This is a genomic window from Mycolicibacterium sichuanense (genome assembly GCF_033741125.1).
In the GTDB taxonomy this organism is placed as follows: Bacteria; Actinomycetota; Actinomycetes; order Mycobacteriales; family Mycobacteriaceae; genus Mycobacterium.
Genome location: NZ_JAWQPU010000014.1, coordinates 48,819 through 71,954, shown reverse-complemented (window position 1 = coordinate 71,954; position 23,136 = coordinate 48,819). Strand labels below are relative to the sequence as shown.

Genomic DNA, 23,136 nt, shown 5'->3' with positions numbered 1-23,136 from the left:
GTGTCGCGCTTCACCGGGATCGCCCGGGCCGCGTCGTCCGGCCGAGCGGCGGCGGAGTGTCTTGGCGCGGCGGCACCGCCAGCCGAAGAGTCCTTCCGGACCTCGTCGGCCGACTGTTCGCGTCGCCCTTCGCTATTCACTGGCCGTGCGCGCTCCAGAGCGCGCCGTTCGAGTGCCGCGCGCCTTCGGGGGACGGGGCGCCCCCAACACGTACGACTTGACCAGATGGTTCCAACTGCAAGTTCGGCATACCTCCACCACGTGCACCGCGAATTCGTCGAACTTGGCCGCCAGCATGACCAGCTCCTCTGCGGTGCGGGCCGATCCTGACACGGCACCGAGGTGATCACCGAAGACCCAGGACACCAGCGTGAGCTGTTCCTTGCGGCAGATCGGGCACATCACCTGGCTGGACTTGCCATGGAACTTCGCGGCGCGCAGCAGGTAGGGATTGGCGTCGCACACCTCGGAAACGCCCGTGCGCCCCGAGTACACCTCGGCCAGCAGGGACCGCCGCTTGAGCGCGTAGTCCACCACCTGTCGCTGCAATCGCACGCAGACCAGAGTACGTCGGCCTCGCATCGGCGCAGTCTCGACTGGGCCACACCCGGGCACGTTTGGCGTCTGGTCTGCGCCGATGGTGATCCGGCTCCTACCATCCATGCGTGGCGAGAAGCATGCAGCAGCCGACGGCGGGCACGCGGGCCAAGGACAGCGACCGCAACACCACCTGCCAGGTGCTCGACAGCGCGCTCGCCGACGGTCAACTCTCGATGGAGGAGCACCGCACCCGGGTGGCCGCCGCCACCAGCGCCGCCACGCTCGGCGATCTCCAACGACTGGTGGACGACCTGCAGACCGACGAAGCACCCGTGCAGATGCCGACGTTGAAGCGGCCGCACCTCGGCCTCGGGCCGTCGTCGGTGGGCGGTGGCTGGGGCGTGCGTGCCGCGGTGGCCGGCGTCCTGGTGGTGCTGGGCATCGCGATCGGCTGGGGCCTCTATGGCAACACCACCTCGCCGCTGAGCTTCACGACCGACCCTGGCGCCAAGTCCGACGGCATCCCCGCCACGGTGATCACTCCGCCCAAGCAGCTGCACTCCCTCGGCGGCTTGAACGGGCTGCTGGAGCAGATGCGCCAGCGCTTCGGCGACACCATGGGCTACGGCATGGTGATCTACCCGGACTATGCCGTGTTGTACCGGGCTGACCCGACCGACGACCGCCGCAAGCTGAGCTACACCTACCGCGGTGGGTTCGATGACCCGTCGTCGTCGGCCAGGGAGGAGGACGACGCGCTGGTCGACCTGTCCAAGTTCGACGTCAAGACGGCGGTGGGCCTGCTGCGGGGAGCCCCCGAAATGGTCGAACTGCAGCAGAAGGACGTCAAGCCGGACAGCACCTACCTGACCATCGACCCGAGCCGCGACGTCCTGACCCCCGGTGCGCTGACGCTGCGCGCGAGCGTGTCCAGCGACTTCGGCAGCGGATCGATCACCTTCGCCGGCGACGGCACCATCAAGCGCATCGACCCCGTCCGCAACCCGTGACGAAGCCCTGATCCCCGGGCCCACTGGCGCACCTGACAAATGCATGTGTATGTTCGGTTCACGTCGCGCCGTATATATCGGCGCGATATAGTCTGCCGACGTGTCGAAACGTCGTAGCGACCGCGCAAGGGAGGTGATTCGGTGCTAGAGCTCGCCGTTCTGGGACTTCTGCTCGAATCGCCGATGCACGGTTACGAGCTGCGCAAGAGGTTGACGGGCCTGCTGGGGGCGTTCCGCGCCTTCTCCTATGGCTCGCTGTACCCGGCACTGCGCCGGATGCAGGCCGACGGGCTCATCGTGGAGGAAGCCGCACCGGTCGGAACCGTCAAGGTCCGCCGCGCGCGGCGCGTCTACGTCCTCACCGACGCCGGCAAGCAGCGCTTCACCGAGCTGGTCGCCGACACCGGACCACAGAACTACACCGACGACGGATTCGGCGTTCACCTGGCCTTCTTCAACCGCACCCCGGCCGAGGCCAGGATGCGGATTCTGGAGGGCCGCCGTCGTCAGGTGGAGGAACGCCGCGAGGGCCTGCGCGAAGCCATCGCGCGCGCCACCAACTCCCTCGACCGCTACACCCGACAGCTACACCAACTCGGGCTCGAATCCAGCGAGCGCGAAGTGAAGTGGCTCAACGACCTGATCGCCGCTGAACGCGGAGCGCAGGGACGCGCCGAGCAACAGCAGCCTTAACCCGATACGCACCACAGTTCCAGTAGTAGAAGGAGACCGTCCCATGTCCGAGAACCCGTCAAACGAAGTCCGGGTCGCGATCGTCGGCGTCGGCAACTGCGCCTCCTCCTTGGTACAGGGTGTGCAGTACTACCTCGACGCCGACGAGAACTCGACCGTGCCCGGCCTGATGCACGTCAAGCTCGGCAAGTACCACGTGCGCGACGTCAAGTTCGTCGCCGCATTCGACGTGGACGCCAAGAAGGTCGGCTTCGACCTGTCCGAGGCGATCTTCGCGTCGGAGAACAACACCATCAAGATCGCCGACGTGCCGCCGACCAACGTCACCGTGCAGCGCGGCCCGACCCTCGACGGAATCGGCAAGTACTACTCCGAGACCATCGAGGTCTCCGACCTCGAGGCCGTCGACGTGGTCAAGGCGCTCAAGGACGCCAAGGTCGACGTGATGGTCTCCTACCTGCCCGTCGGATCCGAAGAGGCCGACAAGTTCTACGCCCAGTGCGCCATCGACGCCGGCGTGGCGTTCGTCAACGCGCTGCCCGTCTTCATCGCCTCGGACCCGGTGTGGGCCGAGAAGTTCCGCGCCGCAGGCGTTCCCATCGTCGGCGACGACATCAAGAGCCAGGTCGGCGCCACCATCACCCACCGCGTGATGGCCAAGCTGTTCGAGGACCGCGGCGTGCAGCTCGACCGCACCATGCAGCTCAACGTCGGCGGCAACATGGACTTCCTCAACATGCTGGAGCGCTCGCGCCTGGAGTCGAAGAAGATCTCCAAGACCCAGGCCGTGACGTCGAACCTGCAGAAGGAGTTCAACGCCAAGGACGTGCACATCGGCCCGTCGGATCACGTCGGCTGGCTCGACGACCGCAAGTGGGCCTACGTCCGCCTGGAGGGCCGCGCCTTCGGCGACGTGCCGCTGAACCTGGAATACAAGCTCGAGGTGTGGGACTCGCCCAACTCGGCCGGCGTCATCATCGACGCGGTGCGCGCGGCGAAGATCGCCCTGGACCGTGGCATCGGCGGACCGGTCGAGGCTGCCTCGGCCTACCTGATGAAGAGCCCGCCCAAGCAGCTGGCCGACGACGTCGCTCGCGCCGAGCTGGAGACCTTCATCGAGGGCTAGCCTTCGTGCGATTCGTGCACGCGCGGTAGCGGTGAGCGCAACTGCGGGTGCACGAATCGCTAGGGTTGGGCCGTGGTCACCGACGACGAGCTGCTGGGGCTCGGCGAGTTCGCCCTGCTGCCCGAGAACGCCGAACAGATCGGGGCGACGGGACCGCTGCCGCCGGTCGAGCGCATCGACGCCGGCTCGATCAGCGCCCTGAAGTGGGGTGCGGATGACCCGCAGATCGTCTTCCTGCACGGCGGTGGGCAGAACGCCCACACCTGGGACACCGTCATCCTCGGCCTCGGCCTGCCCGCGCTGGCCCTGGATCTGCCCGGCCACGGCCGCTCGGCGTGGCGGGAGGACGGCGACTACGGACCCAGGCTCAACGCCGAGACGCTGCGGCCGATCCTGCGCGAGTGGGCGCCGAGCCCACGCTTGGTCGTCGGCATGTCCCTCGGTGGACTGACCGCGCTGCGCATCGCCGCCACCGAACCCGCGCTGGTGCCGCGGCTGGTGCTGGTCGACGTCACGCCCTCGGCGCCCGAGCGCCACGAGCAGATGACCAAGGCGCAGCAGGGCGCCGTCGCGCTGGTCAAGGGCGACCGGGAGTTCCCCAGCTTCGCCGCCATGCTCGACGTCACCATCGCGGCATCCCCGCACCGGGATCGAAACTCATTGCGCCGCGGCGTGTTCCACAACAGCAAGCGGCTCGACGACGGCACCTGGACCTGGCGCTACGACTCGTTCCGCAAGGGTGACGGCTTCGAGGGCCTATGGGACGACGTCCCCGCCATCACCATGCCGACCACGCTGGTGCGCGGTGCCAACTCCTTCTTCGTCGAAGATGCCGACGCCGCGGCCTTCGCCGCGGGTGCGCCCGGTTTCCAGCGCACCCACGTGGTGGCCGACGCGGGACACTCCGTGCAGGGAGATCAGCCGCGGGCCCTGGTCGACATCCTGGCCGCGGTGCTGGCGGACTGATCCCGTAAGGCTGCGTTCATCCGCCCGTTCACAGCTGCTCAACAGGAATCCGTAAGTTTCCCACGGTCGTCCACCGTTGGAAGGATTCACCCCGCATGGCGCTTCTGCCATTGAACCTGTTCATCACCCACGACGGACGGTCCTCGCGGCAGCGCGTGACATGCCGCTACCGGTGCGCCGACGCCTGTGCGCATCCGGCCCCGAACACCAGTGCCAACGAGTACTTCGGCGACATCGTCCGCCAGTCCGTGTCGCGTCGGGCCGCGCTGCGCGCCGGCGCGGTCACCGTCCTTGCCGTCGGCGCGGGATCGGCCCTTGCCGCCTGCTCGACGGACCGAGCGCCAACTGCTGCACCGTCATCGAGCATCCCCGAGGCGATGATCCCACCCGGGATGAACTTCACCGCCGTGGCGCCCAACACCGAGGACGTCGTCGTGGTGCCCGACGGCTACCGACAGGCGGTGGTGATCAGCTGGGGTGACCCCGTGCTGCCCGGCGCCCCGGCCTTCGACGTCGCCAAACAGAGCGCCGCCGCCCAGCGCGGGCAATTCGGGTTCAACAACGACTTCGCCGGGCTGCTCCCGATCCCGGGCACACCGGGGCGCTATCTGCTGGTCGTCAACCACGAGTACACCACCGAGCAGTTCATGCATCCCGGTTACGCCGCCGCCAAACCCACCCGCGAACAGTTCGACATCGCCATCGCCGCACACGGATTGAGCGTCGTCGAGGTCGAGCGCGGCCCACGGGGTTTGGTGCCGGTGCTGGGTCCGCGCAACCGCCGGATCACCGCCGACACCGCGTTCACGCTGACCGGCCCCGGTGCGGGCAGCGACTTCGTCAAGACCACCGCCGATCCGACCGGACGCACCGTGGCCGGCACCTTCGCCAACTGCGCCGGCGGTGTCACCCCGTGGGGCACCGTGCTCTCCGGTGAAGAGAACTTCAACGGTTACTTCGGCGCGCCAGAGGGTGCTGGAACGCCGAGTCCGGTCACCCGTGATCAGTTCAAGCGTTACGGCGTGAAGCTGAAGGCCTCCGAACGCAAGTGGGAGACCTTCGACCCACGCTTCGACCTGACGAAGTCCCCGAACGAGGTCAACCGGTTCGGCTACGTCGTCGAGGTCGACCCGTGGGATCCCGGGTCGACACCGGTGAAGCACACCGCGCTGGGCCGGCTCAAGCACGAGGGTGCCACCATCTACGTCACCGGCGACGGCACCGTCGTCGCCTACACCGGCGACGACGAGCGCTTCGACTACATGTACAAGTTCGTGTCGGCCAAGAAGATTCAGCCAGGAACCGATGCGGCCGCGATGGCGCACAACCTGACGATCCTCGACGAGGGCACCCTCTACGTCGCCAAGCTCACCAGCGACGTGCCGGCCGCCGAGATCGACGGATCCGGAACGCTGCCCAGCGCCGGTGCATTCTCCGGCAGCGGCACGTGGCTGCCCCTGCTGCGGTCCGGTCCGAACGGCACCGGCGAGTCGCTCGTCGCGGGCATGACGCCGCAGGAGGTCGCCGTGTTCACCCGGTTCGCCGCCGACAAGGCCGGCGCGACCAAGATGGACCGCCCCGAGGACTTCGAGGCCAACCCGAAGACCGGCAAGGTGTACGTCGCACTGACCAACAACGACGAGCGCGGCGCACCGGGCGAGGCCGGCCCCGACGCCGCCAACCCGCGCACCGACAACAAGAGCGGTCAGATCCTCGAGCTGACCGACGACCACGCCGGCACCACGTTCAGCTGGAATCTGCTTCTGGTGTGCGGAGATCCGGCCGCGGCCGACACCTACTACGGCGGCTTCGACAAGACCAAGGTCAGCCCGATCTCCTGCCCGGACAACCTCGCGTTCGACCGCCACGGCAACCTGTGGATCTCGACCGACGGCAACGCGCTCGACTCCAACGACGGACTGTTCGCCGTCGCTCTCGAGGGTCCCAACCGCGGCGAGACCCGGCAGTTCCTCACCGTCCCGCTGGGCGCCGAGACGTGCGGCCCGGTCGTCACCGACGACCTCGTCACGGTCTGCGTGCAGCATCCCGGCGAGAGCGACGACAACACCGTCGACGATCCGCTGTCGCGGTGGCCCGAGGGCGGCAACGGTACGGCCCGACCGTCGGTGGTGGCGGTCTGGCGCGACGGGGCGGACATCGGCGTCTAAGTGAGGCGGCCCGCCGAGCAGACGCAAAGTGCCCTCGATCGTGCCAAACGAGGGCCGTTTGCGTCTGTTCGCGGGGAGAAGGGGTATGCAGGTGACGTGACTTCTTCGATGACCTTCCCCACCCGCATCGGCGTCCAGCTTCAGCCTCAGCACGCCCCCAACTACGGCCATCTGCGCGACGCCGTGCTGCGGTGCGAGGACCTGGGCGTCGACGTCGCATTCAACTGGGACCACTTCTATCCGCTCTACGGCGATCCCGACGGCGCGCACTACGAATGCTGGACCATGCTCGGCGCATGGGCCGAGCAGACGTCCCGCATCGAAATCGGTGCGCTGGTCACGTGCAACTCCTACCGAAATCCCGAGTTGCTCGCCGACATGGCCCGCACGGTGGACAACATCTCCGACGGCCGGCTGATCCTCGGCATCGGCTCGGGCTGGAAGCAGAAGGATTACGACGAGTACGGCTATGAGTTCGGCACAGTGGGCAGCCGCCTCGACGATCTCGCCGCCGCCATGCCGCGCATCACCTCACGGCTCGGCAAGCTCAATCCCGCTCCGGTGCGCGACATTCCGATCCTGATCGGTGGCCAGGGCGAGAAGAAGACCCTGCGCTTGGTCGCCGAGTACGCCCACATGTGGCACGGGTTCACCACCGCCGAGACCTACCCCGGCAAGGCCGCCGTGCTCGACCGTCATTGCGCCGAGCTCGGCCGCGACGCGTCGTCCATCGAGCGTTCGGCGGGGGTGGAGGACAACAGCGGTGTCGGCCGGGGTGAGGGGCTCGCGGCAATGATCGCCAACGCCGAGGCACTCGTCGGGCTTGGCGTGAGCCTGTTGACCATCGGGGTCAACGGCCCGGATTACGACCTCACCGCGGCCGAGGCGCTCTGCCGCTGGCGCGACGGCCGCTGAGCGTTACTTCAGATACGGGTGGAGCAGGGTGCTCCAGGCCCTGTCCAGCTTCTGGTATTCGAAGCCGCATTGCTCGGCGCGCTGCTCTGGCAGCAGCTTGGCCGCGACCACGTCGCCGGTGTCGTCGGGGTCCGCGCCGTAGACCCAGCACACCATGTCGTACATCCGAGCCTTGTCCGGAGAGTGCGGGTCGGCCATCATCTCCGGATCCGTCCAGCCGCCGTCGTCGTCGTTCATGGCCTCGAACCAGCGGGCGGAATCCAAGACGGCCTGGACGGAGCCCTTGTCGTAGTTGCCCTCGTCGTCGGGCCTCATCAGCAGGTACACCGAAGCCTGGTCGGCGACGTCCTCCTCACGGCCGAGCGCCGGCAGCTGGTAGACGTCGATCACCATGTGGCCGGTCTCGTGATAGAACGCGGCCATCGCCTCGTTGAAGGCGCCCTGCTCGGGATCCTCGTCGCCCAGCCGCCGGTAGATGTCCAGGCTGTTGGCGACGTCCTCGTAACACATCGTCATCGCCTGGTCCGACGGACTCCAGAAGTCGTTGGGCTCATCGCATTGCGAACCCTTCAACGGAATGTCGTAGGGAAGTTTGAGCGTGGCGTTGATGTCGTCGGCGAGTTGCGGCAGCAGGTTGGCGTCCTGCATGAGCTTGCGGCCCCGGATGGCGTCCGGGGTGGTGGCGTCCTCGTAGACGACGGTCATCTTGCCGGGCCAATCCTCGTCCGAGGGATCGCCATCCGGCTTGCCGTTGCCGTTGACGTCGGTCTGGGTAGGAGTCGGTGCGGCGATCTCGGCGGTCGAGACCTCCATCGTCGACGGCGCCGGACCCGCCGGCGTCTCCCGATGTCCGCATCCCGCCGTCACCACGCCCAGCGCAGTGAGCGCCGCGACGACGCCGACCAGACCCACCCGAAAGTCACTCGCCACCCGCACATCCCCCCGTTCGTCCGGCGGGGGCCATCCCCTCTCCGGGCACCTCGAATCCTAGGGGATTCGGCTTTCGCCTGCGTCAATAAGTCTTGGTGCCGCGACATCGATTCGTCCCGAGCCGAAGGCGTGCCACGGCCGGCCCGCCAAGTACCTTGCTAAGGATGACCCTCGACTCGAGCCGGGCGCGCGTGCGCGTGGCCGCGCTGCTGGCCATCATGGCGATGATGGTCGGGCTGGCACCGCCGGCCGCGGCCGACGTCGACCAGTGCGCGCCACCGGGAGTCGACAGCGCCAGCGCGCTGCCGACCAACCTGTCGTCGGCCGCCAAGGGGCCCGGCGCCGACAAGTACACGACACCGGGCGTGGAGCCACTGCCGGTCGACGTCGGCGCACTCGGCCTCGGCACCCCCGGCGTGCTGACCGTCGGCACCCTCTCCGACGCCCCACCGAGCATCTGCATCGACTCCAAGGGACAGTTCACCGGCTTCGACAACGAGCTGCTGCGTGCCATCGCCGACAAGCTCGGCCTCAAGGTCAACTTCGTCGGCACCGACTTCTCCGGCCTGCTGGCGCAGGTGGCGTCCCGGCGGTTCGACGTCGGCTCGTCGTCCATCACCACCACCGATGCCCGCCGCCAAACCGTCGGCTTCACCAACGGCTATGACTTCGGTTACTTCTCGCTGGTCGTACCTTCGGGATCGGCGCTCAAGAGCTTCTCGCAACTGGCCGCGGGGCAACGGATCGGCGTGGTGCAGGGCACCGTCCAGGAGGCCTACGTCGTCGACACCCTGCATCTGGACCCGGTCAAGTTCCCCGACTACAACACCGTCTACGCCAGCCTAAAGACCCGCCAGATCGACGCGTGGGTCGCACCGTCGCAGCAGGCCGTCGGCACGGTGCAGGCCGGTGACCCCGCCCAGATCGTCGAGAACACCTTCAGCCTGGACAACTTCGTCGCCTACGCCGTGGCCAAGGAGAACAAGCCGCTGATCGATGCGCTCAACGCGGGGCTGGACGCGGTGATCGCCGACGGCACGTGGGCCAAGCTCTACTCCGACTGGGTGCCCCGCGCGCTGCCGCCCGGCTGGAAACCCGGCTCCAAGGCGGCGCCGGCGCCTCAGCTGCCGGACTTCGCGTCGATCGCGGCCAACGCGAAGCCCGCCGCCGACAACTCCGGCGTGGTACCGAAATCTGTTCTTCGGCAACTGAAGGACTCGTTCCTGAACTGGGATCTCTACCGCAAGGCAATCCCGGACCTGTTCACCACCGGGCTGCCCAACACGCTGATCCTGACCGTCAGCGCCAGCGTCATCGGCCTCGTCCTCGGCATGGGTCTGGCGATCGCCGGCATCTCGAGCACCCGCTGGCTGCGGTGGCCGGCACGGGTCTACACCGACGTGTTCCGCGGGCTGCCCGAGGTGGTCATCATCCTGCTGATCGGGCTGGGCATCGGCCCGATCGTGGGCGGTCTGACCGGAAACGACCCCTACCCCCTCGGCATCGCCGCGCTAGGTCTGATGGCGGCGGCCTACGTCGGAGAGATCCTGCGTTCGGGCATCCAGAGCGTGGAGGCCGGGCAGCTGGAGGCCTCCCGCGCCCTGGGCTTCAGCTACTCGCTTTCGATGCGGTTGGTCGTGGTGCCACAGGGCATTCGACGCGTCTTGCCGGCGCTGGTCAACCAGTTCATCTCGCTGCTGAAGGCCTCCTCGCTGGTGTACTTCCTCGGCCTGATCGCCAGCCAGCGCGAGCTGTTCCAGGTGGGCCGCGACCTCAACGCACAGACCGGCAACCTGTCACCGCTGGTGGCCGCCGGCCTGTTCTACCTCGCCCTGACCATCCCACTGACCCACCTGGTGAACTACATCGACAACCGGCTGCGCCGGGGCAGACCCGTGGCCGATACCGAGGACCCGGCCGGACCTGCCAGCCCAGCGGCGAATCAGGAGATGGTGTGAGCGCCCCCGTGAAGTTCGAGCCGGTATCGCTGGCCGCCAACGACATTCACCTGTCCTTCGGTGAGAACGCCGTGTTACGGGGCATCGACCTCGACGTTCCGGCGGGCACCACAACCGCGGTGATCGGGCCGTCGGGATCGGGTAAGTCGACCCTGCTGCGGGTGCTGAACCGGCTGCACGAGCCCGACCGCGGCGACATCCTGCTCGACGGCCGCTCGGTACTGCGTGACAACCCCAACGCCCTGCGGCAGCGGATCGGCATGGTGTTCCAGCAGTTCAACCTGTTCCCGCACCGGACCGTGCTCGACAACGTCACGCTGGCGCCGCGGCGGCTCAAGCGCCTCGACGCCGACGTGGCCCGCGAGCTGGGGCTCGCCCAGCTGGAGCGGGTGGGCTTGCGGCACAAGGCCGACGTCCGGCCCGCCACGCTTTCGGGCGGTCAGCAGCAGCGCGTCGCCATCGCCCGTGCCCTCGCCATGGCCCCGCAGGTGATGTTCTTCGACGAGGCCACCTCGGCGCTGGATCCCGAATTGGTCAAGGGCATCCTGGCGCTGATCGCCGAGCTCGGCCAGGACGGCATGACGATGGTCGTCGTCACCCACGAGATGGGCTTCGCCAGATCGGCAGCCGACGCCGTGGTGTTCATGGACCACGGCAAGGTGGTCGAGTCCGGGTCGCCCGATCAGCTCTTCGACGCCGCCGAAACCGACCGGTTGCGCCAGTTCCTGTCGCAGGTGCTGTAATCGGGCCGGGCCCGATCCACCGAAACCCCCATGTGCACTATCTGACAGCCGGTGACAGGTTAGACTAGCGAATTATGGTTGAGACCGAACCGCAGGTCACTGAGCTGGCCGGAGAGCTGCAGCAGGTGCTCTCCAAGCTCTTCTCCGTGCTGCGGCGAAGCGACTCCAACAAGAACACCCCCGAGGGCGGCGCCGACCTCACTCTGGCGCAGCTGTCCATCCTGCTGACGTTGCTGGATCTCGGTCCGATCAGGATGACCGATCTCGCCGCGCACGAGCGGGTCCGCACCCCCACGACGACGGTCGCCATCCGCCGACTCGAGAAACTGGGGCTGGTCAAGCGGTCCCGCGACCCGTCCGATCTGCGGGCCGTGCTGGTCGACGTGACGCCGCGCGGCCTGGTACAGCACCGGGAGGCGCTGGCGACCCGTCGCGCCCAGCTGGCCGCAATGCTGAGCAAGCTCAGCGCCGAAGAACGCGGGACCCTCGCCAATGCCCTTGCGCCACTTGCCCGGTTGGCCGAGCAGGGCAGCTAGTCAGCCCAGCCAGTCCAGCACCGCCGCCGCCGTCCATGACTGCTGCATGCTGCCCAGCGGCTCACCGGTGAACGGTTCGTAGTACTCGGCGAAGGTGCCGTCGCTGGCCTGGCGCAGGCCCTCCCGGCGTAGGCTCGCCGACCGCTCGGCCCATCCGCGCCGCGCGAAGCACCACGAGAACAGCCACGTCACCACCGGCCAGACCGGCCCGCGCCAGTACTCGCGCGCCCGGAAGTCCCTCGACACCGGCGACGTCGACGGGATCAGTGAGTACTTCAGATCGGGGTGCCCGCAGAAGCGCGGCCCCTCGAGCAATCGAAGCAGGGTGCGCTCACGATCGTGGGAGAGGCCGCCGCACAGCAGCGGCGAGAACTGCGCCACCGTCTCGGTGCCTATCCACTTCTTGGCCCGAAGATCGTAATCCCTTGCGCCACCGGTGCGTTCGTCGGTGCTCTCCACCACCCCGCGGCGGAACCGGTCCGCCCAGGCGTAGAGGTCGCGGACGTCGGCATGCGGGCGCTTGTAGTCCTCGCCGATCTCGGCGAGGACGGTGCACGCCACCGACAGCACCGCCGAGACGAACGCGTCCTCTACCGCGAAGCTCATCACCTTCGGCAGCAGCGCGTCGTCGTAGTTGACCGACTTCATCTCCTCGACCAGCCACATGTAGCGGTCGTACTCGAGATCCGATGGCCGTTGCGAGGCGTCGGTGACGATCGTGTTGTCCTCGCGCTGATATTCCGGCACCACCCCGGGAACGACGTTGGCGTAGGCGCCATCCCACCGCGGGGAGTTGTCCATGCCGGACTCCCAGCCGTGATGGATCGTCACCCGGCCGCGTTCGTCGGGATCCCGCGCCTCGGCCAGCCAACGGTGCCAGCGGACCAGGTCCGGCCAGCGCCGGTCGAGGAAGGCCTCGGCGACCGCCCGGGTGGACCGCCCGCGGGTGCGGGCGTGGTCGAGGATGCGTTGCACCGCGATCGCGTGCACCGGCGGTTGGGTGATGCCGGAGGTGTGTCGGTTCTTCGGCGCGTTCGCCGCCAGTGCGGACGTCGCCCACCGGGCCGGGCCGGGGAAGTACCCGTCCACGCCGTTGGCGAACACGATGTGCGGGATCATCCCGTTGGCCCACTGCGCCGAGAGCAGGGTGTCCAGTTCGACGACCGCGCGCTCGACGCTCAGCGGCGCCAGCCCGATCGTCACGAATGCGGCATCCCAACTCCACATGTGCGGGTACAGCAGCGGGGCGGCGGTCGTCATCACGCCGAGGTCATTGCCACGCAGCAGATAGGCGGCGCGGGCCGCAAGCTGGGTGGGCGCGAAGCTCGAATCGGGTGGCATCGAGAACAATCATGCGACGCCCGGGGCCAGCGCGCAGGTCGGTAGGGTTCCCGGTGTGGTTTCCGATGAGCACCCGGATGACGAGAAGATGCCGACGGCGATGATCACGGGCGCCGGAGGCGGTCTCGGTGCTGCCATCGCCGAGGCCCTCGCCCCCACCCACACCCTGCTGCTGGCCGGTCGCCCGTCGGACCGCCTCGATGCCCTCGCCGCCCGTCTCGGCGCCCCGACCTGGCCGTTGGACCTCGCCGACCCCGACTCGATCGAGTCCGCCGCGGAGGTGCTGACCGACCTGGACGTGCTGGTCCACAACGCGGGCGTGGCCCATCCCGGCCGCGTGGCCGAGTCCAGCGTCGAGGAGTGGCGGGCCACCTTCGAGGTGAACGTCGTCGGCGCCGTCGCACTGACGCTCGCGCTGCTTCCCGCGTTGCGCAGCGCCCGCGGGCAGGTGGTGTTCATCAACTCCGGCGCCGGCCTCAAGGCCTCGCCGGGGATGGCGTCGTACTCGGCGAGCAAGTTCGCGCTGCGGTCGTTCGCCGACTCGCTGCGCAACGACGAGCCGGCGCTACGGGTGACCTCGGTGCACCCCGGCCGGTTCGACAGCGACATGCAGCGCGACCTCGTGGCCTACGAGGAGGGCGAGTACGAGCCGCAGCGGTTCATGCGGCCGCAGACGGTGGCCGCAGTGGTGGCGCAGGCGATCGCGACGCCGCCCGACGGGCACGTCCACGAGATCGTCGTCCGGCAGCGATAGCCACCGCGATGACCGACGGGTTCCAGGTTCACGAGGCGTCGATCGCCCAGATGCGCCGTGCGTTGGCCGACGGCCGGGTGAGCGCGGTCGAGCTGCTCGAGGCCCACCTGGCGCGCATCGCGGCCTACGACGGCGCGCTCAACGCCGTCGTGGTGGCCAACCCCGAGGCCAGAGCCGACGCCGCCGCCTCCGACGCGCGGCGCCGAGCGGGTCAACCCTACGGTCCGCTGGACGGCATCCCGTACACGATCAAGGACAGCTACCAGGCCCGCGGGCTGACCGTAGCGGCAGGCAGTCCGGCATTCGAACACCTTACGGCGCAACGTGATTCGTTCGTCGTCGAACGGCTGCGCCGGGCCGGGGCAGTGCTGATCGGGTTGACCAACATGCCGCCGATGGCCAACGGGGGCATGCAGCGCGGCCTCTACGGCCGGGCCGAAAGTCCCTACAGTGCAGAGTATCTCACCGCACCGTTCGCGTCGGGGTCGTCGAACGGGTCCGGCTCGGCAACGGCGGCGTCGCTGTGTGCCTTCGGCATCGGCGAGGAGACGTGGTCGTCGGGCCGCGGCCCCGCGTCGAACAACGGGCTGTGCGCCTACACCCCCTCGCGCGGGGTCATCTCCACCCGCGGCGGTTGGCCACTGGTGCCGACGATGGACGTGGTGGTGCCGCACACCCGAACCATGGCCGACCTGTTGGAGGTGCTCGAGGCGCTCGTCGCCGAGGACCCCGACGCCCGCGGCGACTTCTGGCGATTGCAGCCGTGGGTGACGCTACCCCGCATCGACGAGATGCGGCCGCCGTCCTACTCCTCCCTGGCAATCGGCCGAGAAGCGTTGGCGGGACGCCGGTTCGGGGTTCCGCGGATGTACCTCAACGCCGACCCGGACGCGGGTGTTGGTGCCACCGGCATCGGCGGACCGACCGGGACACGGATCGAGACACGGCCGTCGATCGTGGCGCTGTTCGACGCGCTCCGGCGCGATCTGCACGGCGCCGGCGCGGAGGTCGTCGACGTCGACTTCCCCGTGGTGAGCAAGTACGAGGGCGACCGCGCCGGCGCGCCCACCATCGGCACGCGCGGCTTCGTCGACCCGGAGTTCCTGCGCCGCGAGCTCCTCGACCTGTCGGCCTGGGCGTGGGACGACTTCCTGGCGACCAACGGCGATCCCGCGCTCAACCGGCTCGCCGACGTCGACGGCAGCCTGATCTTCCCTGCCCCGCCCGGCGCGCTGCCCGACCGCTACCACGGCTTCGACGACGACATCGCCGCCTATCCTGACTTCATCCGCGAGAACCCGATCGGCTCGTTCCTCGGCATCCCCACCATCGGCGAAGGCGTGCACGCCTTGGAGCGCACCCGCAAGGTCGACCTCGAGGACTGGATGGACAGGTTGGGTCTGGACGCCGTGATCTTCCCCGCGGTCGCCGACGTCGGACCGTCCGACATGGACGTCGACACCGCGTCGGCCGACCTCGGCTGGCGCAACGGCGTGTGGGTTGCGAACGGCAACTTGGCGATTCGCCATCTCGGCATCCCCACCGTCACCGTGCCGATGGGGACGATGCCCGACATCGGCATGCCGGTGGGACTGACCATCGCCGGCCGCGCGTACGACGACGTGGCGCTGTTGCGCTACGCCGCCGCGGTGGAGGCGACGGGCACCCGGCGGACACCGCCGCCGCGCACGCCCCCGCTCGCCTAGAGGACGATGTTGACCAGCTTGCCCGCGACCACGATGACCTTGCGAGGGGCAGCGCCGGCCATGAACGCGACGACCTTCTCGTCGGCCAGCGCGGCAGCCTCCAGGGCGTCGGCATCGGCGTCGGCGGCAACGGTGATCCGGCCGCGCACCTTGCCGTTGACCTGCACCGGATACTCGACGGTGTCCTCCACCAGGTAGGCCGGGTCGGCCTGCGGGAAGGGTCCGTGCGCCAGCGACGTGTCGTGGCCGAGACGGCGCCACAGCTCCTCGGCCAGGTGCGGCGCCAGCGGCGCGACCATCAGGACCAGGGGTTCGACGGCGGCGCGCGCCGTCACGTCTTCCTTGGTCAGGTGGTTGGTGTATTCGATGAGCTTGGCTGCGGCGGTGTTGTTGCGAAGTCCCGCATAGTCTTCCGCGACACCCGCGATGGTCTTGTTGAGCAAGCGCAGCGTCGCCTCGGACAGCTGCTCGTGCTCGACCACGCGCTCGGCGCCGGTGCCCTCGTCGACCACCGCGCGCCAGACCCGCTGCAGGAACCGGTAGGCGCCGACGACGTCCTTGGTCGCCCACGGCCGCGAGGCCTCCAATGGGCCCATCGACATCTCGTACACCCGCAGGGTGTCCGCGCCGTACTCCTCGCAGATCTCGTCGGGAGACACCGAGTTCTTCAGGCTCTTGCCGATCTTGCCGAACTCGCGGTTGACCTCGACCTCACCGTCGGGTCCCGGCCAGTAGAACTTGGCGTCGCGCTCGACGACTTCGGCTGCGGGAACGTAGGACCCACGCGCATCGGTGTAGGCGAAGGCCTGGATGTAACCCTGGTTGACCAATCGCCGGTAGGGCTCGCGCGAACTGACGTGGCCCAGGTCGTAGAGCACCTTGTGCCAGAACCTCGAGTACAGCAGGTGCAGCACGGCGTGCTCGACGCCACCGACGTACAGGTCGACGCCGCCTGGGTCGGCGGGCCCGTGCTCGGCGGGCCGCGGGCCCATCCAGTACGCCTCGTTCTCCTTGGCACAGAACTCTCGGGAGTTGTGCGGATCGGCGTAGCGCAGCTCGTACCAGGAGCTGCCCGCCCACTGCGGCATCACGTTGGTGTCGCGGGTGTAGGACTTCAACCCGTCGCCCAGGTCGAGCTCGACGTGCACCCACTCGGTGGCCTTGCCCAGCGGCGGCGACGGTTCGCTGTCGGCGTCGTCGGGGTCGAACTGGACCGGCGCGTAGTCGGGAATGTCGGGCAGCTCGACGGGCAGCGCCGACGCCGGTAACCCGTGGGCACGACCGTCCTCGTCGTAGACGATGGGAAATGGTTCGCCCCAATACCTTTGCCGGGCGAACAACCAGTCCCTCAGCTTGTATTCGACGCGGGCGCGGCCGCGACCCTGCGCCTCCAAGCGCGCGACGATCGCCTCCTTGGCAGAGGCCACGCTCAACCCGTTCAGCTCGCCGGAGTTCACCAGCACGCCGTCGCCGTGGTACGCGCCCTTGGACACGTCACCACCTGAGACCACTTCGACGATCGGCAACCCGAAGGCCGTCGCGAACTCCCAGTCGCGCTGGTCGCCACTCGGCACGGCCATGATCGCCCCGGTGCCATAGCCCGCCAGGACGTAGTCGGCGATGAACACCGGAATACGTTCGCCGTTCACGGGATTGGTGGCGTACGCGCCGGTGAACACACCGGTCTTGGACTTGTTCTCCTGACGCTCCAGGTCGGACTTGGCGGCGACTGCCGCGCGGTAGGCCGCCACGGCCGCCGCGGGAGTCTCGCCGCCGAACGTCCACCGGTCATCGGTGCCCTCGGGCCACCCCGAACCGTCTCCGTCGCTGCGCTCGCCCAACGAGGCGATCAGGGCGTCGACCAGCGCGTGCTCGGGGGCCAGCACCAGGTAGGTCGCGCCGTACAGGGTGTCGGGCCGGGTGGTGAACACCTCGACGTCCCCGGCGTCGGTGGCGAAGCGCACCTCGGCGCCGGTCGAGCGGCCGATCCAGTTGCGCTGCATGGCCTTGACCTTGTCCGGCCAGTCCAGCACGTCGAGATCCTCGAGCAACCGGTCGGAATAGGCGGTGATGCGCATCATCCACTGCCGCAACTGCTTCCGGAAGACGGGGTAGTTGCCCCGGTCACTGCGGCCGTCGGAGGTGACCTCCTCGTTGGCCAGCACCGTGCCCAGCCCCGGGCACCAGTTGACCATCGAATCTGCCCGGTAAACCAGCCGGTAGGAGTCGATCAGGTCGGCCCGCTCGCCGGCCGTCAGCTCGGCCCACGGCGTGCCGTCGGGGACCCGGGCGCCCGATTCGAACTCCTCGATCAGCTCGCCGATGGGGCGGGCCTTGTTCGCGGTCTGGTCGAACCAGGCCCCGTAGATCTGCAGGAAGATCCACTGCGTCCACTTGTAGAAGTCGGTGTCGGTGGTGGAGAAGCTGCGGCGGGCGTCGTGGCCGAGGCCGAGCCGGCCGAGCTGGCGCCGGAAGTTGACGATGTTGGCCTCGGTGCGGGTACGCGGATGCGTGCCCGTCTGCACCGCGTACTGCTCGGCGGGCAGGCCGAACGCGTCGAAACCCAACGCGTGCAGGACGTTTCGCCCCGTCATCCGGAAGTACCGCGCGTAGACGTCGGTCGCGATGTAACCCAGCGGGTGCCCGACGTGCAGACCGTCACCCGACGGGTACGGGAACATGTCCTGGACGAACATCTTGTCCTGGGGAACATCCGAGCCGTCGGCGGGCGCGAGAGACCCCACCGGGTTCGGGACGTGGAACGTCCCCAGCCGGGCCCAGTTCTCCTGCCAGGTGCGTTCGATCCGCCCGGCCAGCGCCGCGTCATAGCGGCGCAGCGGAGTGTCGGAGCCACCTTCCTGATCAGTCACGTGAACAGGGTAGTCAACGCCGCGCCCCTCACCTGCACCGCACGTCTGCGAGCTCGGCGGGGGCAACGGGTTGGTATCGGTTCCATTGCAGAGGGGTCAGGGCAAGGTTGCAGGTCGATTCCGGGCCTGGTGGCATGCGTCGCGACGTGGATACAGTCGGTCGCCCGGCCACGGAGGCACCACGGAGGCAGCCGCCGCCTGGTCGACCCGAGAGACCCGCACGACTCGGAAGGACCGACGTTTAGATGTTCGAAAATGCCCGTCGTTGGGGACTTCTGGTGGGTGGCTTCGCGGCGGGATCGGCATGCGTGCTCGGGCTGGCCGGCACCACGGCGACGGCCGAACCCGGCGTTCCCGCCCCTGCCCCCGCCACCGTGACCCAGACCGTCACCGTGCAGGCCGGGGCACCCGCCGCGGCCGCCGCGACGCCAGGACAGCTGCTGGCGGCCTCCCCCGTCGCCGGCACCACCCCCGGCCTGACCGTCGCCCAGCCGGTCGTACCCGCCGCACCCGTCTCGACCATCGTCCCGGCGGCCTCGGGCACGCTGAGCGACTTCTTCAAGTCCAAGAACGTCGCGATGGAACCCCAGCGCGCCGCCGACTTCAAGGCGCTGAACATCGTGCTGCCCATGCCCACCGGATGGAGCCAGGTCCCCGATCCGAACGTGCCCGACGCGTTCGCCGTGATCGCCGACCGCCTCGGCGGGGACGGGCTGTACACGTCCAACGCCGCGGTCCAGGTCTACAAGCTGGTGGGTGACTTCGATCCGAAGGAGGCCATCAGCCACGGCCTCGTGGACACCCAGCAGCTGCCCGCCTGGCGCCCCACCGACGGCTCGCTGGCCGACTTCGGCGGCATGCCGTCGGCGCTGATCGAGGGCACCTACCGGCAGAACAACATGACGCTGAACACCTCGCGGCGGCACACCATCGCGACGTCGGGACCCGACCGGTACCTGGTCTCGCTGTCGGTGACCACCAGCGCGCAGGTGTCGGTCGCCACCGGCTCGGCCACCGACGCCATCGTCACCGGGTTCCGGGTCAGCTCACCCGACGCGACCCCGCCTGCCCCCGCCGCACCTGCAGCACCCGCGGCTCCGACTCCTGCTCCCGCCGCACCTGCCGCGTCGCCCGCCGCCGCGCAGCCGCTCGGTCTGCCCCGCTAACCCCGGACCGCGCGACGGCACCCGGCCTCGTATTGTGGGGCCATGCTGATCGCCGCCGTGCTGTGCCTCTGCGCCGCCGTGGCGACCGCCGCGTCGGGGTTCTGGTCGATGGCGCGGCCGCAGTCGGCCGACGGCGTCCAGCAGATCCTGCGGGCCGTCGTCCCCACGCAACTCGCCGCCGCGGTGATGCTGGCAGCCGGCGGAGTGGTCGCCCTGGCCGCACCCCACCAGGCGGGCGTGCTGGCTCTGGTGGTCGCGGTCCTCGGCGCCGTCGGCACCGTGGCAGCCGGGTGCTACCAGAGCGCCAAGGTGGTGGCCCGCAGCGAGGCGACTACCGCCGACGCCGGATGCGCCGGTTCCTGCGCGGCCTGCACACTGTCCTGCCGCTGACTAGTTGCGGCTGAGGTCGATCGGATGGGTCGCCAACAGCGACAACGGCATCGGCTGCCGGCGCAAGATCCGGCCCCACAGATCCACCCGGGGTTCGACGTGCACGTCGGACGGTAGCGCCGACAGCACGATCCAGTCGTCGCGTTCGATCTCGCCCTCGAGCTGACCGATAGTCCAGCCGGAGTAGCCGGCGTAGATGCGCACCCCTTCGACCGCAGGCGCGATGGTGTCCGGGTCGGCGTCGAGGTCGACCATGACGATCCGGCCCTGCACGTGCCGCAGACCGGGCACGTCGTTCGGTTGCACGCCCGCGCGCAGGGTCGCCAGGCACAACGCGGCATCCCGCTTGACCGGACCGCCCACGAACATCGTCTTCGGCTTGGTCGCGAGCTTGGTCCACTGCGGCAGCACGTTGAACACGGGCGTCTCGCTGGGGTGGTTGAGCACCACGCCGAGGGTGCCGCCGTCGTTGTGCTCGACGACGTAGATCACGCTGCGGCGGAACGTCGGCTCCACCAGGTCGGTATTGGCGAGCAGCAGCGTGCCCGCGCGTACCCGGTGCGTCGCGGGAGCGATGTGGTCCTCCGGGTCCTCTGACACCCAACCATCATGTCACCAGCGTGCGCCGATGGTGGCGATCAGGCGCGGCCGTGCCGGTCGATTCGCGATTCTTCGTAGGATGGTCGAGCGGTCTCTTCGCGCCGCACACCCCCAACCGACATCGGATGACACTTGGCCACGCCCCACAACCGCATCGTCCTGTGGCGGGCGGTCCGAGCGCTCCCCGAATTCCGCAGGCTCCTCGAACTGCGCGCGGTCAGCTCGTTCGGCGACGGACTGTTCCAAGGCGGCCTGGTGGGTGCACTGCTGTTCAACCCGGACCGGGCCACCAGTCCGTGGGAGATCGCCGGCTCGTTCGCGGTGCTGTACCTGCCGTATTCGCTGCTCGGCCCGTTCGCCGGTGCCCTGCTCGACCGGTGGGACCGCCGCGCGGTGCTGATCGGCGCCAACGCCGCCAGGGTGCTGCTCATGGTGGCGGTGGCGCTGCTGCTGGAGTTCAGCGCCGGGGCGCCGTGGATCCTGCTCGGGTCGCTGGTCGTCAACGGGTTCACCCGATTCGTCACCTCGGGATTGTCCGCTGGCCTGCCACACGTCGTACCCAGGGAACAGGTGCTGACGATGAACTCCGTCGCCACCGCCGTCAGCGCGGCGACGCTGTTCTTCGGGGCGATCTTCATGCTGGTGCCGCGCTGGCTGTTCGGAGCGGGCGACGCCGGCTCTGCCGCGGCGCTGTTCATGGCCGCGGCAGCGGTGGCACTGGCCTGGTTCCTGTCGATGCGGTTCGCACCCCACGTGCTCGGACCCGACGATTCGGCGCGCGCGGTGCACGGGTCGGTGGCCTACGCCGTCGCCACCGGATGGGGTTACGGCCTGCGCACCGCGGTCACCGTCCCCAGCGTGGCGGGCACGCTGTCGGGGGTTGTGGCGCACCGCGTGGCGTTCGGGATCAACACGCTGCTGGTGCTGATCATCGTGCGGCACAGTGGCTCGGAGAACGTCGCCGGCCTCGGCGTCGCCGTGCTGTTCGCCGCCTCCACCGGGCTCGGATCGTTCCTGGCCAACCTCCTCACCCCGATCGTGGTGCGCCGCTGGGGCCGGTACGCCACGGCCAACGTCGCGCTCGCGTGCGCCGCGGTGATCCAGCTGGCGGCCGTCGGCCTTCATCTGCCGATCATGATGGCGTGCGGTTTCCTGCTCGGGACTGCTGGACAGCTGGTGAAGCTGTGCGGCGACTCGGCCATGCAGCTCGACGTCGACGACGCCCTCCGCGGGCACGTCTTCACCGTGCAGGACTCGCTGTTCTGGGTCGCCTTGGTCGCGTCGATCTCGGCGTGCGCGGCCGTCATCCCCGTCGACGGGCACTCGCCCGCGCTGGTGGTCGCGGGCGCCGTCGTCTACCTCGTCGGGCTGGGCGTGCACGCCACCGTGGGACGGCGCCGCGCCTCGCCCGCCGGGTGACGCGGGTTACCGTTACCGCATGCCAGGACCCGACGCCGTGGTAGCCGACCTGCGGGCCGAGAGTGACGCGCTGGACGACCTGGTCGCCGGACTGGACGACGACGGCTGGCGGCAGGCGACCCCCGCTCCGGGCTGGACCATCGCCCACCAGATCGCCCACCTGTGGTGGACCGACCGGGTGTCGGTGATCGCGGTGACCGACGAGCCGAAGTTCGCCGACGTGCTCCGCGAGGCGGCGGCCAATCCCCTCGGCTTCGTCGACGAAGGCGCCGAACGGCTCGCCGAGACCCCACCCGCCGAGCTGCTCGCCGAGTGGCGCGGCACGCGCGCCCGACTGCACGACGAACTGCGCCGGGTCGACGACGGCAGGAAACTGCCGTGGTTCGGCCCGCCGATGAGCGCCGCGTCGATGGCGACCGCCCGACTGATGGAGACGTGGGCGCACGGTCTCGACGTCGCCGACGCGCTGGGCGTCACCCGGCCCGCGACGGCCCGGTTGCGCTCGATCGCCCACATCGGGGTGCGCACCAGGGACTTCGCGTTCACCGTGCATGGGCTGCCGGTGCCGTCCGAACCATTCCGCGTCGAGCTGACCGCCCCGGATGGTTCGACGTGGTCCTGGGGTCCAGACGACGCCGCCCAGCGCGTCACCGGGGCAGCCGAGGACTTCTGCATGCTGGTCACCCAGCGCCGCCCCCGCGCGCAGCTCGACGTGACCGCGGTCGGGGACGACGCGGCGACGTGGCTGACCATCGCGCAGGCGTTCGCCGGGCCGCCCGGTGCGGGCCGGGACTAGAGCTGGGTCGCGGCGTCGGCCAAACCGTCGCCGTCGGAGTCCGACAGCTTGACGTCCCACCGCCCGTCACCGTCGGTGTCGACGTAGGCGTCCCCGCCGACGAGCGCGCGATCTGCCAGCCCGTCACGGTCGACGTCGAGCACCCGATCGTCGATCTGACCGTCGCCGTCGACGTCCACCAGCGGGCCGCCCGTGCGTTCGACTCCGTCCAGCCCGAGCCAGCGCACCTGCCCGGACCGGCCGTCGACGCCGACCGTCCAGGTACCCGAGCCGTCATCGGTCAGTCGCGACTCGTCTCCCCCGAGATCGAGGACGAGGTGGTCGGCGGTGCCGTCACCGTCGAGATCGGCCAGCGCGTCGTCGAAGCGGCCGTCCCCGTCGAAGTCCAGGCCGATCGCGTCGAACACACCGTCGTCGTCGGTGTCCACGGCCGGCTCCGCCGACCACATGGTCGCCGAGCCATCGCCGTCACCCAGGCAGTAGTCCACTGCTGCAACCCCCGTCGCTTC

Annotated in this window: 21 protein-coding genes; 15 read left to right on the top strand and 6 right to left on the bottom strand. The window is 69.2% G+C overall.

Annotated elements, in window-relative coordinates:
* Positions 1–132: 132 nt before the first annotated feature.
* Positions 133–555, bottom strand: a complete 423-nt coding sequence (locus tag SBI80_RS26795) for a DUF5318 domain-containing protein (RefSeq protein ID WP_318978059.1) — start codon at positions 553–555, stop codon at positions 133–135.
* A 122-nt stretch (positions 556–677) separates the two neighbouring features.
* Here SBI80_RS26795 and SBI80_RS26790 point away from each other — a divergent pair, with 122 nt between their 5' ends.
* The 6 genes from SBI80_RS26790 to SBI80_RS26765 all read left to right on the top strand — a co-directional run bounded on the left by SBI80_RS26790 (position 678) and on the right by SBI80_RS26765 (position 7,418).
* Complete coding sequence (locus tag SBI80_RS26790) at positions 678–1,550, top strand: DUF1707 SHOCT-like domain-containing protein (RefSeq protein ID WP_318978082.1); 873 nt, start codon at positions 678–680, stop codon at positions 1,548–1,550.
* 141 nt (positions 1,551–1,691) lie between these two features.
* Positions 1,692–2,243, top strand: coding sequence for a PadR family transcriptional regulator (locus SBI80_RS26785; RefSeq protein WP_318978058.1), 552 nt, complete (start codon positions 1,692–1,694; stop codon positions 2,241–2,243).
* Positions 2,244–2,286: 43 nt separating this feature from the next.
* Positions 2,287–3,369, top strand: coding sequence for an inositol-3-phosphate synthase (locus SBI80_RS26780; protein ID WP_318978056.1), 1,083 nt, complete (start codon positions 2,287–2,289; stop codon positions 3,367–3,369).
* Between the two features lie 72 nt (positions 3,370–3,441).
* Positions 3,442–4,335 carry an Rv0045c family esterase gene (locus SBI80_RS26775; protein ID WP_318978054.1) on the top strand — a complete coding sequence of 298 codons (894 nt, stop codon included), beginning with the start codon at positions 3,442–3,444 and terminating at the stop codon, positions 4,333–4,335.
* 95 nt (positions 4,336–4,430) lie between these two features.
* The gene (locus SBI80_RS26770; RefSeq protein ID WP_318978052.1) at positions 4,431–6,503 is read left to right on the top strand and encodes a PhoX family protein; all 2,073 of its coding nucleotides are present in this window, start codon (positions 4,431–4,433) and stop codon (positions 6,501–6,503) included.
* A gap of 108 nt (positions 6,504–6,611) precedes the next feature.
* Entirely contained in the window at positions 6,612–7,418 is an 807-nt protein-coding gene (locus SBI80_RS26765) for an LLM class F420-dependent oxidoreductase (protein WP_318978080.1), read from the top strand.
* Between the two features lie 3 nt (positions 7,419–7,421).
* Here the strand turns inward: SBI80_RS26765 and SBI80_RS26760 are convergent, their stop codons facing one another.
* Positions 7,422–8,348 carry a DUF4344 domain-containing metallopeptidase gene (locus tag SBI80_RS26760; protein ID WP_318978050.1) on the bottom strand — a complete coding sequence of 309 codons (927 nt, stop codon included), beginning with the start codon at positions 8,346–8,348 and terminating at the stop codon, positions 7,422–7,424.
* Positions 8,349–8,512: 164 nt separating this feature from the next.
* On the opposite strand from SBI80_RS26760, the gene SBI80_RS26755 reads away from it, so the two are divergent.
* From SBI80_RS26755 to SBI80_RS26745, 3 genes are all read left to right on the top strand, one after another.
* Positions 8,513–10,306, top strand: coding sequence for an ABC transporter substrate-binding protein/permease (locus SBI80_RS26755; protein ID WP_318978048.1), 1,794 nt, complete (start codon positions 8,513–8,515; stop codon positions 10,304–10,306).
* A complete protein-coding gene (locus SBI80_RS26750) occupies positions 10,303–11,049 on the top strand; it encodes an amino acid ABC transporter ATP-binding protein (protein WP_318978046.1) in 747 nt (248 codons plus the stop codon). Before SBI80_RS26755 ends, SBI80_RS26750 begins: the two co-directional genes overlap by 4 nt.
* Positions 11,050–11,123: 74 nt before the next feature.
* Entirely contained in the window at positions 11,124–11,585 is a 462-nt protein-coding gene (locus SBI80_RS26745) for a MarR family winged helix-turn-helix transcriptional regulator (RefSeq protein WP_318978045.1), read from the top strand.
* Here SBI80_RS26745 and ggh read toward each other — a convergent pair whose 3' ends face one another.
* Positions 11,586–12,926 (bottom strand): glucosylglycerate hydrolase, encoded by a 1,341-nt coding sequence (gene ggh / locus SBI80_RS26740; protein ID WP_318978044.1) that lies wholly within the window; start codon positions 12,924–12,926, stop codon positions 11,586–11,588. It abuts the gene before it with no gap.
* A gap of 88 nt (positions 12,927–13,014) precedes the next feature.
* Between ggh and SBI80_RS26735 the strand changes: the two genes are divergently transcribed.
* Positions 13,015–13,680, top strand: a complete 666-nt coding sequence (locus tag SBI80_RS26735) for an SDR family oxidoreductase (protein WP_318978078.1) — start codon at positions 13,015–13,017, stop codon at positions 13,678–13,680.
* A gap of 8 nt (positions 13,681–13,688) precedes the next feature.
* Positions 13,689–15,386, top strand: coding sequence for an amidase (locus SBI80_RS26730; protein WP_318978043.1), 1,698 nt, complete (start codon positions 13,689–13,691; stop codon positions 15,384–15,386).
* On the opposite strand, the gene SBI80_RS26725 is transcribed toward SBI80_RS26730, so the two are convergent.
* Entirely contained in the window at positions 15,383–18,256 is a 2,874-nt protein-coding gene (locus SBI80_RS26725) for a leucine--tRNA ligase (protein WP_413232818.1), read from the bottom strand. The genes SBI80_RS26730 and SBI80_RS26725 overlap by 4 nt on opposite strands.
* A 245-nt stretch (positions 18,257–18,501) precedes the next feature.
* Between SBI80_RS26725 and SBI80_RS26720 the strand changes: the two genes are divergently transcribed.
* Both SBI80_RS26720 and SBI80_RS26715 read left to right on the top strand, forming a co-directional pair.
* Complete coding sequence (locus tag SBI80_RS26720) at positions 18,502–19,422, top strand: LpqN/LpqT family lipoprotein (protein WP_318978042.1); 921 nt, start codon at positions 18,502–18,504, stop codon at positions 19,420–19,422.
* 42 nt (positions 19,423–19,464) lie between these two features.
* Positions 19,465–19,812, top strand: coding sequence for a hypothetical protein (locus SBI80_RS26715; RefSeq protein ID WP_318978040.1), 348 nt, complete (start codon positions 19,465–19,467; stop codon positions 19,810–19,812).
* Here the strand turns inward: SBI80_RS26715 and SBI80_RS26710 are convergent, their stop codons facing one another.
* Positions 19,813–20,412: a YqgE/AlgH family protein gene (locus tag SBI80_RS26710; protein ID WP_318978039.1), complete on the bottom strand. Its 600-nt coding sequence runs from the start codon at positions 20,410–20,412 to the stop codon at positions 19,813–19,815.
* A 132-nt stretch (positions 20,413–20,544) separates the two neighbouring features.
* On the opposite strand from SBI80_RS26710, the gene SBI80_RS26705 reads away from it, so the two are divergent.
* Positions 20,545–21,831: an MFS transporter gene (locus tag SBI80_RS26705; RefSeq protein ID WP_318978038.1), complete on the top strand. Its 1,287-nt coding sequence runs from the start codon at positions 20,545–20,547 to the stop codon at positions 21,829–21,831.
* 19 nt (positions 21,832–21,850) lie between these two features.
* Positions 21,851–22,627, top strand: coding sequence for a TIGR03084 family metal-binding protein (locus tag SBI80_RS26700; RefSeq protein WP_318978036.1), 777 nt, complete (start codon positions 21,851–21,853; stop codon positions 22,625–22,627).
* Here SBI80_RS26700 and SBI80_RS26695 read toward each other — a convergent pair.
* Entirely contained in the window at positions 22,624–23,115 is a 492-nt protein-coding gene (locus tag SBI80_RS26695) for a pullulanase (protein ID WP_318978035.1), read from the bottom strand. The two genes, SBI80_RS26700 and SBI80_RS26695, sit on opposite strands and share 4 nt — an antisense overlap.
* Positions 23,116–23,136 lie beyond the last annotated feature (21 nt).